The organism is Sulfurospirillum sp. E15m, from assembly GCF_059415145.1.
In genome coordinates this window covers 119,121-131,233 of record NZ_JCAHZS010000002.1, presented here as the reverse complement: position 1 = coordinate 131,233, position 12,113 = coordinate 119,121, and the positions used below count along the sequence as shown (strand labels likewise).

Sequence of the window (12,113 nt, the reverse complement as noted above, 5' to 3'; positions counted from 1 at the left end):
TTATTCCTTCGCTTCTGCAACCGTTACGGCTGAACCTGGTCGAAGTTTTGTAAGATTATTGGTAATCACGACATCTCCTGCATGTAAACCACTCTCAATGATGTAGGCATCATTATTCACGGTTCCTGCTTTTACAAGAACTTTTGACGCTTTATTCTCTTTTACGACATATACATATGAACCCGTTGCATCTTGAAGCAGTGCTTTTTGAGGAACGCTCAGTGCATCTTTATAGACCAAACCTTCCACATTCACACGCACAAAAAGACCTGGAATCAAAATGTTATTAGGATTTGCGAAAGTTGCTCTTGCTTTGATTGTTGATGTTTCAGCATCAACATAACTATCTATAAAATCCAATGTTCCATTTTTATCGTAAGTATTGCCATCTGAAGTACTAAGTTGTACGGGAAGCTTTGCTTGCGCAATACTGCTCCAATTACCCGTACCCATCACGTAACGTTTTTTAAGCAACTCAATATCGGGTAAAGAAAACTCAACATACACAGGATCCGTTTGTGTAATTGTCGTCAGAGCCATCGTATCACTGCTTGAGCCTACATAACTTCCTATATCTTGAGTATTTAAACTTGTCATACCACTAATAGGTGCTTTAACTTTCGTATAGTTAAAATCAATCGTTGTTTGCTTAAGCGTTGCTTGCGCGGCTTTAAGGGATGCTGATGCTGATTCAAAAGCAGATAAAGCAGCATCACGCTCTTTTTGGCTTAGGGCATCTTGTTCAAACAACACTTTTGTTCGGTCCCAATCACGGCTTGCTTGTTTGAGTGTAGCTTCTTTGACGCCAACATCTGCCGCAGCCACTTGCATTAATGCCTCGTAACGATCGGAGTCAATTTGATACAGCATATCCCCTGCTTTAACAAAACTACCCTCTGTAAAAAATTTCTTCTCTAAGATACCGCTCACACGGGCAACAACATTGACTTGTTGCAAGCTTTTGACTTTTGCTGGATACTCAAGAGAAACAGGAATATCATGAGGAGCCACTTTATACGTTGCGACACTTAATGGTGGCATCGCTGGCATGCCTTGTGCCCCACTCTTTTTACCTTCACCTGAGCATCCGGTGATAAGGAAAGCTCCCAAAGTTGCTATTAATGCGTAATTAGCATACGCTAAATAAACTCTATTTTTAATCATTTTTATCCTCTCTCATATGATTTATCCCTCATAATATATTCCATTATTACACAGTGTATACATCTAACAACACTAGAATAATAATCCATAATGATTGCCTATTTCCGCCATATTTTACTATGGAAGAACAATACCGAAACATAGTGTAATGTAAATTACATTACATTTTGGTTGGAATTATAGTCACAAAAAGCTTAAGAAGTCAAGCTTATTTTTCCATTACCGAAAAAAATGTAATTATTGTTTATGAAACGCGTAATCCTCTACAAAATATCTTGACAATTTGATTCAGTGCTTTTGTTTGTTTTTCTTCTGAAATATCGGTTTCAACACCTAAAATTCGAGGAAACATAAAAGGTTCTTCGAGTGCATTTAAAAATTGTTGTGCGCACAACGTTGCATCGTCTAACTCAATATGACCTTTTGCCTTTTCATTTTCCAAATATTCTGCAATGATGTTTGTGGGGCGTGCCATAATACTTTTCATAATCTCTTCACCTAATTTTGCATCATTCATATAACCGACAGAGACAATCAAGCGATGAAATAAAACAGCATCATCCGTAATAATTAAATCCAAAAAAAGCTTACCTGTTTGCATTAAAAATTCTTCTATGCGACCTTCATAACAATGACTACGTCGTTCCCACTCACCAAAAAGTTCTTCTGTTTTTTGCTCTAACACATAAATTAAAAGTCGCTCTTTATTACCAAAGTGTTTATATAACGTTGTCAGTGAACCTCCTGCATGTTTCACAATATCGTTCATACTGACGTTTTCGTACCCATTATCTAAAAAAAGTCGATACGCCACATCTAAAAATTTGGTACAGCGTGATTCAGCCTTACCACTTATCTTTTCAAATAAAGAACCAAGGTAACACTTCTTTTCACTCATTCACGTTCTCTCCTTTCACAATTTTCTGCAATTATACAACAAATCAATTTTTGAGCATTAAATGCACATATAATAGTGTTTTAACTAAGGAAGATTATTATATTATTGCTTTACATGTAAAGTTTTTTAGATTTTATCCGATAGTGTTTTATCGTGTAATAACATGTCATATTTTGAAATTTTTTTGGAGCATTATTTATGGATTTAACCGTTATCCTAGGTATGATTCTATCTGTAACCTCAGTTGCTGTTGGAGATCTCATGGAGGGTGGAAATCCTGTACATGTTCTGCATCTCACCTCATTCCTTATTGTTGTTCCTACCGCTATGGCATCCGCTATGACAGGTACTTCGCAAGAATATGTCAAAGCTGCTTTTAAAGAATTTAAGCTTATTTTTAAAAAATCACCGATTGATTTAAACGCACGTATTAAACAGATTATCGACTTTGCCATTATCGCAAGACGCGATGGTATTTTAGCGTTGGAATCTCACGCCAACCAAATGGAAGACGAGTTCTTCAAAAAAGGGCTCAGCATGGCAGTTGATGGTACGGAAGCGCATGAGATTGAAGAAACACTTGAAATTTTAATCGAAGAGACAGAAGAGTACTACCATGGTGCAGCGCATTACTGGCTACTTGCTGGTGAATCATGCCCTGTTATGGGTCTTGTCGGCGCCGTTTTGGGTCTTATCTTGGCACTTCAAAAATTAGACAATCCTGCTGAAATGGCGGCAGGTATCGCGGGTGCATTTACCGCTACGGTCACCGGTATCGCGGGAGCTTATATGTTTTTAGGACCTTGGGGAAATAAGCTCAAGGGCAAGTCACGCGATATTATGAAAGAAAAACATATTATTCTCGCTGGAATTTTAGGCATTTCACATGGTGACAACCCAAGAACATTGGAAATGAAACTTCTTAATTATCTCTCTCCACTTGAAGAGAAAAAAAGCCAGTTTGATAAATAAGGGATAAACCGTGGGTAAAAAGTGTAAAGCAACAGAATGTCCAGCAGGAGAGAAATGGGCTGTACCATATGCCGATTTCCTTAGTCTGCTTTTAGCTCTTTTTATTGCTTTGTACGCACTTGCTTCCGTTAATACTGAAAAAATGAAAGCCCTGAAAGAAGAGTTTGTCAAAATCTATGATTACAGTGCAAAACCTGAAGAAGCCAATCCTGTTATACGGATGAATACCAAATCAGGTGACGCAGCTAAAGATAAAGACAAAGGTAACGCAGGCGGCTCTTCTGCACAGCTGGAGGAGATTTCACGTCTGGCTGAAATGATTCAAAAAATGAACATCGGCGAAGGATCACTCGAGCAAAAAATAGACGGTGCGATTTTAAAACTTCCCACAAAACTTCTCTTTTCACCAGGCTCTGCTGAAATCAATAACAGTGATTCCATGCTGTTCTTAAAACGTGTCTCTGATATTGTGGCAATGCTTCCTAAGAATGTTGAGATTATTGTCAAAGGCTATACCGATAATTTACCACTGCCTAATGGCTCGAAATTTCAAGATAATTTAGAGCTTTCAACCGCACGTGCCAATGCGGTTATTCGTGTGCTGATTCGCAATGGTATCGCACGAGATCGTTTGAGTTCAGCAGGTTATGGCGATACCAGACCCGTCTCTAACAATGATACCTCAGAAGGTCGAGACAAAAACAGTCGTGTTGAATTTACCATGCGTATTTCTGGACCTAATAACGCTAATAAAAAAGAGTCTATTCTAGACACACTTAACTCCATCAATAAAAAAGCAGAATAGTTTTCTGCTTTTGACTTTTACATGTAATGAGTTTTACCTATGATTCAAGTAACAAATTTATCTAAACATTTTGGTGAACAAACCCTGTTCAATAATATCAGTTTCACACTTGGTAGCGGTTACAAAGTTGGCTTTGTCGGGCGTAACGGTTCAGGAAAATCGACCTTCTTTAAAATTTTGCTGGGCGAAGAAGAACATGATGAAGGCGATATTCTTATCCCTAAAAATTATACTATCGGTGCGTTAAGGCAACATATAGAATTTACGCATAAAACCGTTCGTGCAGAATGCGCGTCTGCTTTGAGAGGGGATGAAGCCTTTGAACTCTATAAAATAGAAAAAATGCTTTTTGGCTTGGGATTTTCACAAGACGATTTAGACAAAGACCCTATGAGCTTTTCAGGTGGCTATCAGATTCGCATGAATTTAGTCAAATTGCTTGCTGCAAATCCAAGTTTATTGCTTTTAGATGAGCCAACCAACTATTTGGATATTGTCTCAATGCGTTGGCTCAAAACATTTTTACGTGAATTTAAAGGTGAAATCATTCTTATCACGCATGATAGAGAATTTATGGACGCTGTCACCACCCATACGATGGGATTAAGACGCAAAAGCCTCAAACTGCTTGAGGGCAATAGTATAAAATACTACGCCAAATTAGAAGAGGATGACGAACGATACCTCAAAACCAAAGCCAATTTAGATAAAAAACGTGCTGAACTTGAAGATTTTATTACGCGCCAAAAGGCCAAAGCCTCCAAAGCTGTGATGGCACAAAGCAAAGCAAAACAGTTAGAAAAAATGGGTGAAATGGATGATTTGGAAGAAGAGAGCTCGCTTGAATTCTCTTTTAACTACAAAAAGACTCCTGCAAAAACCATTATGGAAACGCACCATTTATCCTTTGGTTACAATGCGGCTACTCCGCTTTTTCAAAACCTCTCCTTTAGACTTGAAAAAGGGAAATGTTTAGCAATTATCGGTAAAAATGGTAAAGGAAAATCCACACTCCTCAATCTTTTAGCAGGCGAACTTCCCTTACAAGAAGGTGAAATTCGTTTCCATCCAGAGACATCTATCGCGCATTTTGGACAAACCAATATTCAAAGATTAAGCCTGAAAAATACCATTATTGATGAAATATACGAAGTCGATCCTCTTCTTGGTATTACGAAAGTGCGTTCTATTTGTGGCGGTATGATGTTTAGTGGAAAACTTGCCGAAAAAGAGATTAGTATTCTCTCAGGTGGAGAGAGAAGCCGTGTCATGCTTGGAAAAATTATTGCCACACCTGCAAACCTTCTCTTTTTGGATGAACCAACCAACCATCTTGATATGTACTCCATTGATGCGTTATGCGATGCTATTAAAAACTTTGAAGGCTCAACGATTGTCGTCACGCACTCGGAAATGCTTCTTCGAAAACTGGCTGATAATTTGATCATCTTCCATCACGATAAAGCGGAATTTTTTGACGGAACATACGATGATTTCTTGGAAAAAATCGGCTGGGAAGAAGAAGGTGAAACTACGCCTAAAAAAAGCAACCAAAACGACTACAACGAAATCAAAAAGCTGCGTACAAGACTGATTCAAGAGCGTAGCTCCAAACTTTCGCCACTGAAAAAAAACATCGAACATTGTGAAGCTAAAATCATGAAACTGGAAGAAGAAGTGATGCAGAAGAACGAAGCCTTAATCGCCTGTTCTTCCAACAATGACATCGGTGAACTGCAACGCCTTTCAAAAGAAGTTGCAAGCCACGAAAACCTTCTTGAACAGCTTTATGAAGAGTTTGAAACGTTACATGTAAAACATGATGAACTTTTTGAGAGCTATGAAGCACAATTGAAAAACATCGAAAATTAGTGTAAAATTGCAGAAAAAGCAAAGGGCAAAAATGCATTACGATGTTAGACAACTTCTTCAAGAGAGTGGCTGCTCTCCAGAATTTATTGAAGATGCAATGCGTTATGAAAAACTTTATAAAGGCAATATAGATTCTTTTATCGACCAAGTGGAAGAGATTCTAATGAGCGATGAAAAGTATGATGATGCGTTTGAAGACGATGATGAATTTGACGATGAGGAAGACGATCCTATCTATAAGAGCGATTACAATTACGATGGGAACGAAGATGACATCTATTTTGAAGATGAAGATGGCGAAGAAGCTTACGAAGAGGATGAAGAGGACGAGTAAGCCTCTTCACATATCAATAGAAAATCCTTTATCAATATAAGGGTACTTCAAATCACACTGCATATACCTTAACGGCAACAAGGTTTTACAACTCGCGTGAATTAAATAACCATTTTTAGGTGCGATTTTATCAATATATTCGCGCGCACTTTCCCAATTAAGATGCTTAGTCGATACATAATTTGGCTCATAGCATGCATCAAGAAAAAGATATTCTAGAGGTTGCTGACGCAAAAAATCAAGGGATTGCTCAGAGATTCCACCACAATCGGTAAGATACGCCACACAACTTTTGCTAGTTTGAATTACATATCCTTGTGTTATTTTGGAGTGTTCCAGTGGAATAGCAGTGATATGTATGCCTTCGATGTCGATCGTTTCAAAAGGCTTCATCGTATGATAGACAATGGAGTCTTTATGAACCAATAAATCGCCAAACCCCTGTTCATCTTGCGGGATGTAGCATGAAATGCTTTGCGCTGATTTGCGTAGACGTATCAAACCTAAACAGTGATCAGCATGAAAATGGGTCAAAAATACGGCACGGATTTGGGTCGTATTAAACGCTTCACTTAAAATATCATACCCAGCATCAAACAAAATGACACTACCATCTTCTAGTGTTAAATAGGCACAAGTGGAACGGTTGCTCCCACCTTTTTTTCGTGCTTCCTGACAGATAATACACTCGCATTGATGCAGAGGAATGCCTCCCGTATCCGATGTCCCTAAAAACTCAAATTTCACATAACAGCCTTTTTGCAAATGTGAAATTATACAAAATCTACTGCTTTTTTTCTAAAAGCATTTTATTGAACAAAGAAAAAAGTTGTTTTGATGCATTTTCAGCCACTTTAAAATGATTGATAACGCCAGATATATCATTCAAACAATTTCCCTCTTTAACGCATTTTATCGCTTGATTAATCTCATAATGTACCGATTTATGTGGTTCTTCAATTGCCTTAAATGCCGCAGTTTTTCCAAAATTTTCAACACCAATACTTGCGTACCATTTGCCTAAACGACAATTAAGATGGTCACTCAATTCTTTATGGTCTTGGTCAAATACGGAGCCATATCCTGAGAGTTTAAATATTACATGGTCTAACTTGGCAAGTACCGCAAAGATTGTAAATGTAATCTCTTGAGAGTCATTTTGAATCGTCATAGCATTCTCTTGTAACGCCTCAAAGGACTCTTTAAAGCTCTGAATATGCACATTAGATTGCGTCGTGACATTTTCAATAGCTTCATTTTGCTGAAACATTGCGTTGGCATTTTGTTTAAGAACATTGATGTTCATTTCAACTTCAGAAGTCGCTTTTTGTGTTCGCTCAGCTAGTTTTCGTACTTCATCGGCTACAACGGCAAACCCACGTCCATGCTCACCTGCACGTGCCGCTTCAATAGCCGCATTCAGTGCTAAAAGATTGGTTTGATCCGATATGTCTTTAATCAAATTAATGACTTGATTGATTTCATCAATACTTTGATGTAACCCTTCAGCAATATGGCGTGCTTGATTTGAAGATTGTGTGATTTCACTGAGCGAAACAACGAGTTCATTAGAAATATGACTGAGTTCCTCAACGCTTTTTAACGTAAAATCGCCAAGGCTTGCTATCTCCTTAGATGCATCCAAGTTCTCTTCCACATTACGTTGAATCTCCCCAACCCCTCCTCTACAACCACTTAACATTGTACCAATCAGTTCTGTTTTAAGACGATTCTCATTCAATGTTTTTTCTGTTTGCTTTTCAGCTTTTTGAAAATCAGTCAATTGTTCATTCAAGTGTAAAATTTCTAATTTAAGCTGTTCATTTTCTGTATGTAACTCTTCATTTTTTCGTTCGTATACTGCTATTTTTTTGCCAAACATTTACCTTCCTATTTATAACTATAGTGATGAAAAGTATAGTATATTTCTGCAAGAAATATATTTTTTTTTCGTCAAATACAAATCTAAAATCTATTTTTCACTCTAAGTTCTTCTATCGCAAACTGTTTATTGAAATTGTCCCAATTTTAGATTTAGATTTTCTGCAAGTTTAGAAAGATGATCGGCGGCAGATGCAATTTCTTCAACGCTTCTTGCATTTTCACTCGTAATAGAGTTGATATTTGTCACAAGATTCACAATTTTATCCGTATCTTGTGCTATTTTATTAGAATTATTTGCGCTCACCGTCACCGATTCTACGCTTTCATTCATCACACTTGTTGAGCTGACAATCGTCTCTTCAACCGTCGTGGAAACACCTGCCAAACGTCTAATATTTTGTGCATTTTTTGTCATTTTGTCCGATGAATTGACAATGGATTGAACGATAATATTGATGGTTGCGTTAATTTCATTTAAAGAAGATTGCGTTCGCTCTGCTAACTTTCGTACTTCATCCGCAACAACCGCAAAACCACGTCCGTGTTCACCTGCTCGTGCCGCTTCAATAGCCGCATTGAGTGCTAAAAGGTTGGTTTGATCTGCAATATCAGATATGACTGTTAAAATTTGTTTAACTTGTTCAGCATCTTTACTCATTTGTTCTAACTGTTCGGCTAAAGCAGATTCTGCTTCACTTGCAAGTTCGACTTCATTTTTAAGCATCACAACTTCATTTTTGGCTGTTTCGAGTTTTCCACTGGCTAAAGTAATACTCTTTTTCATCTCAACAGAAAGCAATGCAGTTTCTTGAACAAAACGTTTGATTGATACAATTTCTTCAATTGTATTTTCAACAATTTTAGTGCTATCTTCTGCATTTCTACCTATTTGCATACTCGTAGTACTGAGTTCATGTGAAACAGAAGCGTTTTCATTGGATGAGTGTTTGACATCTTCAATAATATGCTCTAAGGTTTCGACTAAACTATTGAAGCTATTGACGATTTCTTGTATCTCATTTTTTTTGCCATAATGAATGCGAAATTTCAACTCTTTATTGTGAACAAATCCTGATATACCATCTCGAATGAGAAAAACACCTTTCATGATATTGTTGCGAATCATAATACCAAAGATGATGACCGTAATAGCAACGATGAATGACAAACCAATCATCATTGTCGTTGCACTCTTTTTTTCAATGACGGCTAATTTTGCATCTTTATCCGCTAATTGTTGGTTATACTCCATATGTTCGTCAATTGTTTTGGTAATATTTTGTGCTAAAGAACGATTTGAAAGAACCAGTGTTTTTACTTCAACATTTTGATTGTTCATCGAAAGTTGTAAAAGCTTTTCTACAAAAGCACTATACTGCTTAAAATACTCTTTTTCTTTTGTGTATAATTCTTCGTCTTTTGCATCAGAAAGAAATGCCTTATAACTCTCTAAATCTTTTGTAAACTCTGCCTTATACGTGAAATATCTCTCTTCTATTGCTTTCATATCTTTTGCATCCGTAGAGCCCATGTGTTCCCAAACCGTAAGACGAATACGGTATAACCCTTTTTGCAATTTTCCCATCAATAAAACACTGGGTAACGAATTTACATTACATGTATTTGTCTCTTCATAAACGCGTTCCATTTTTTGAATACCTATTGTAAAAACTGCCCCTATTCCCACAATGGCAATGAATAGCATTGTCATCAACTGTTTTGATATACTCATGTTTTACACTCCTTAGAAAATCAAGACTCTATTTATTTGAATAGAAAAGATGCTGTTCTAAATTTTCCCATTTATCTATCAATAAATCTTTCAACGCAAAATGTTTTAGGCTTACTTCTATCCCATCAAATCCTACACTGATTTTATATTTAATCTCTTCTTCATTGATTGTTACATGTAAAGGATTGAGAGCAACAAAATCATCACCAAAAATACGAAAGACAAAAGAGGTATAAAATAGGACTTTTAAACGCAGAACAACTTCTTTTAGAAGCGCATTACCGCATTCCCAACCAAAACGACGATTGTAAGGATGCATATGATGCAGTTGAATCACATAACAACATTTAAATCGCTCATTTTCATTGTTGTTATGTAAGAAGTAATTTAAATATTCTCCTGTGTAAGCTGATGTAATGGTATCTTTATAAAAATGGGCAAATCGCTCTTCTTGTATGCTATCTTCAGGCCATCTGTAAATTAATGAAATTTCATTAAACTGATGTAACACCGCTACTGCAACGTTAATGATATCTGGGTCGAACTGTGTTCCGCTGTGTTTTTTAAGTTCTTTGATTGCACTTTCAATTGTTTTGCGCGGCTTGTAAATACGATTGGTTGTCATAGCATCAAACGCATCTGCTACCGATAAAATTCGAGACAGAAAAGGAATCGCTTCACCGCTTAAACCATCCGGATACCCACCGCCGTCATATCGTTCATGATGATGCCTTACAAGAGGCATATACGGTTTAAAAGCGGTGATAAAACTCAGCATTTTTTCACCATCTGCTGAATGATTTTTGATAATTGCGTATTCATGACGATTAAATTTTCGAGGTTTTAATAAAATGGATTCAGGAGTGAGAATCTTGCCTATATCATGCAAAAGCCCCGCTTGATACAAAATATTTTGCTCTTCAATAGAACAACATAATGCTTCAGCGATTTTGCAACTGTACATGGCCACACGTTTAGAATGACCTGCCGTATAGGCATCCTTTTCCTCAATAACTGTTGTAAACATTTCAACAATTTCTTGTTCTACCATAGAAAAAGTATGCACATTGTACTCTTTGATTGAAGTTTTTTATGAAGATGAACCATATTTAATGAAATATATAGTATCTCATATGATAAATAAAAAATCTATTATAGTAGAGTACATCATATAGAATTAAGCAATCATAAAATTATAGGCAAATTAATGGTATTTTTACTCTATGATAATAGATTGTAATGAAATGCATAGAATACTAGACTTTCCTTACGTACAAATCTAGCATAATAGAGTCCAGATATGTTGAAACAACAAAAAAAGAATAATAATATAAATATACCCGTACTCGAATTCAATGAAAAAGATATAAAACTTTTTTATCAAAAAGTTGGGCAAAAAGTACAGCAAATACGCAAGCAAAAAGGACTTAGTCAATTAGAGCTTTCATATCTTATAGGATTTAAATCAACATCATTAATAGCGGGTGCTGAAGCTGGGTATGGAAACATCAAGTTTTCACTGGAACATCTTTATAAAATTGCTATGGCTTTACAAGTGGAAATCAAGGAGTTTTTTGACATAAATCATTAAATCAATTTGAACGCAACCAAACTCACTGCCATAACAAACATACCTAGAACAATGCCCAAAATCGTGGTATGTGCATTGCCATAAACCCTAGCAGAAGGTAGAAGCTCATCAAAAGAGATATACACCATAATACCTGCAACAATGCCAAACGTAATACCAAGTGTGAGCTGTCCCATTAATGGCAGTAAAATAAAAAACCCGATAATTGCTCCAATAGGTTCGGCAAGACCCGATATAAAGGCATACCAAAAAGCACTTTTTCGGTTTCCCGTTGCATGGTATATCGGTAAAGAAACCGCCATACCTTCTGGAATATTATGAATCGCAATTGCAAGAGCGATACTCATGCCAATATGTACATTTTCGAGCGAAGCGATAAAGGTTGCGAAGCCTTCAGGGAAATTGTGAATACCAATGGCTAAGGCTGTAAAAATACCCGTTCGTTTTAAAGCCGCATCATGCATATGACGTGAAGAAGTGCTAGAACTTTTTAATACGCTGAGTTCTTGGTTACTTTTTGGTTCATGAGGATTCACATCTTCTGGAATGAGACGGTCTATCAGCGCACTGATACCAATACCTGCGAAAAAAGAGAGCAATGCTAAGGATTCACCAAGAATAGCGTTATGATAGATAGTGCTAAAAGCCATTTTAGACTTTTGAAGAATTTCAACAAAGGAGACATAAACCATCACTCCTGCTGAAAACCCAAGTCCGATAGATAAAAATGTATGGCTTTTTGCTTTAGAAAAAAAGGCCAGTAAAGCACCGATACCGGTGCTTAAACCAGCTAAAAGCGTGAGGAGAAATGCAGGTAAAAATTGCTCGAAGGTGACATGCAGCATACCCGCTCCTTTATTG

At 36.8% G+C, this 12,113-nt stretch carries 12 protein-coding genes and 1 pseudogene; 5 read left to right on the top strand and 8 right to left on the bottom strand.

Features of this window, described 5'->3' with window-relative positions; translation table 11 throughout:
* Together AC5SLP_RS04790 and AC5SLP_RS04785 are read right to left on the bottom strand one after the other, a co-directional pair.
* Positions 1-1,164 (bottom strand): efflux RND transporter periplasmic adaptor subunit, encoded by a 1,164-nt coding sequence (locus tag AC5SLP_RS04790; protein WP_495254006.1) that lies wholly within the window; start codon positions 1,162-1,164, stop codon positions 1-3.
* Positions 1,165-1,408: 244 nt separating this feature from the next.
* On the bottom strand, positions 1,409-2,062 hold the full coding sequence (locus tag AC5SLP_RS04785) for a TetR/AcrR family transcriptional regulator (protein WP_495254005.1): 654 nt from the start codon (positions 2,060-2,062) through the stop codon (positions 1,409-1,411).
* A 198-nt stretch (positions 2,063-2,260) separates the two neighbouring features.
* Here AC5SLP_RS04785 and motA point away from each other — a divergent pair, with 198 nt between their 5' ends.
* The 4 genes from motA to AC5SLP_RS04765 are packed head-to-tail and all read left to right on the top strand — an operon-like array spanning position 2,261 to position 6,045.
* A complete protein-coding gene (motA, locus tag AC5SLP_RS04780) occupies positions 2,261-3,034 on the top strand; it encodes a flagellar motor stator protein MotA (RefSeq protein ID WP_495254004.1) in 774 nt (257 codons plus the stop codon).
* 10 nt (positions 3,035-3,044) lie between these two features.
* Positions 3,045-3,839, top strand: a complete 795-nt coding sequence (motB, locus tag AC5SLP_RS04775) for a flagellar motor protein MotB (RefSeq protein ID WP_495254003.1) — start codon at positions 3,045-3,047, stop codon at positions 3,837-3,839.
* Positions 3,840-3,878: 39 nt separating this feature from the next.
* Positions 3,879-5,711: an ABC-F family ATP-binding cassette domain-containing protein gene (locus AC5SLP_RS04770; protein WP_495254002.1), complete on the top strand. Its 1,833-nt coding sequence runs from the start codon at positions 3,879-3,881 to the stop codon at positions 5,709-5,711.
* 31 nt (positions 5,712-5,742) lie between these two features.
* A complete protein-coding gene (locus AC5SLP_RS04765) occupies positions 5,743-6,045 on the top strand; it encodes a hypothetical protein (protein ID WP_495254001.1) in 303 nt (100 codons plus the stop codon).
* 6 nt (positions 6,046-6,051) lie between these two features.
* Here the strand turns inward: AC5SLP_RS04765 and AC5SLP_RS04760 are convergent, their stop codons facing one another.
* From AC5SLP_RS04760 to AC5SLP_RS04740, 5 genes and pseudogenes are all read right to left on the bottom strand, one after another.
* Positions 6,052-6,792 carry an MBL fold metallo-hydrolase gene (locus AC5SLP_RS04760; RefSeq protein WP_495254000.1) on the bottom strand — a complete coding sequence of 247 codons (741 nt, stop codon included), beginning with the start codon at positions 6,790-6,792 and terminating at the stop codon, positions 6,052-6,054.
* Between the two features lie 37 nt (positions 6,793-6,829).
* On the bottom strand, positions 6,830-7,216 hold the full coding sequence (locus AC5SLP_RS04755; RefSeq protein WP_495254144.1) for a CZB domain-containing protein: 387 nt from the start codon (positions 7,214-7,216) through the stop codon (positions 6,830-6,832).
* Between the two features lie 24 nt (positions 7,217-7,240).
* Positions 7,241-7,504, bottom strand: a pseudogene (locus AC5SLP_RS04750) (methyl-accepting chemotaxis protein); the annotation flags it as partial.
* A 549-nt stretch (positions 7,505-8,053) separates the two neighbouring features.
* A complete protein-coding gene (locus tag AC5SLP_RS04745) occupies positions 8,054-9,661 on the bottom strand; it encodes a methyl-accepting chemotaxis protein (protein WP_495253999.1) in 1,608 nt (535 codons plus the stop codon).
* Between the two features lie 28 nt (positions 9,662-9,689).
* Positions 9,690-10,727: a bifunctional diguanylate cyclase/phosphohydrolase gene (locus AC5SLP_RS04740; protein ID WP_495253998.1), complete on the bottom strand. Its 1,038-nt coding sequence runs from the start codon at positions 10,725-10,727 to the stop codon at positions 9,690-9,692.
* 234 nt (positions 10,728-10,961) lie between these two features.
* Between AC5SLP_RS04740 and AC5SLP_RS04735 the strand changes: the two genes are divergently transcribed.
* A complete protein-coding gene (locus tag AC5SLP_RS04735; RefSeq protein WP_495253997.1) occupies positions 10,962-11,252 on the top strand; it encodes a helix-turn-helix domain-containing protein in 291 nt (96 codons plus the stop codon).
* Here AC5SLP_RS04735 and zupT read toward each other — a convergent pair.
* The gene (gene zupT / locus AC5SLP_RS04730; protein WP_495254143.1) at positions 11,249-12,094 is read right to left on the bottom strand and encodes a zinc transporter ZupT; all 846 of its coding nucleotides are present in this window, start codon (positions 12,092-12,094) and stop codon (positions 11,249-11,251) included. The two genes, AC5SLP_RS04735 and zupT, sit on opposite strands and share 4 nt — an antisense overlap.
* Positions 12,095-12,113 lie beyond the last annotated feature (19 nt).

Excerpts from the sequence above, each read along its gene's own strand:
- AC5SLP_RS04790 (WP_495254006.1), bottom strand. The coding sequence starts at position 1,164 with ATGATTAAAAATAGAGTTTATTTAGCGTATGCTAATTACGCATTAATA.
- AC5SLP_RS04745 (WP_495253999.1), bottom strand. The coding sequence starts at position 9,661 with ATGAGTATATCAAAACAGTTGATGACAATGCTATTCATTGCCATTGTG.
- AC5SLP_RS04785 (WP_495254005.1), bottom strand. The coding sequence starts at position 2,062 with ATGAGTGAAAAGAAGTGTTACCTTGGTTCTTTATTTGAAAAGATAAGT.
- AC5SLP_RS04755 (WP_495254144.1), bottom strand. The coding sequence starts at position 7,216 with ATGACGATTCAAAATGACTCTCAAGAGATTACATTTACAATCTTTGCG.
- AC5SLP_RS04765 (WP_495254001.1), top strand. The coding sequence starts at position 5,743 with ATGCATTACGATGTTAGACAACTTCTTCAAGAGAGTGGCTGCTCTCCA.
- AC5SLP_RS04770 (WP_495254002.1), top strand. The coding sequence starts at position 3,879 with ATGATTCAAGTAACAAATTTATCTAAACATTTTGGTGAACAAACCCTG.
- AC5SLP_RS04735 (WP_495253997.1), top strand. The coding sequence starts at position 10,962 with ATGTTGAAACAACAAAAAAAGAATAATAATATAAATATACCCGTACTC.
- motA (WP_495254004.1), top strand. The coding sequence starts at position 2,261 with ATGGATTTAACCGTTATCCTAGGTATGATTCTATCTGTAACCTCAGTT.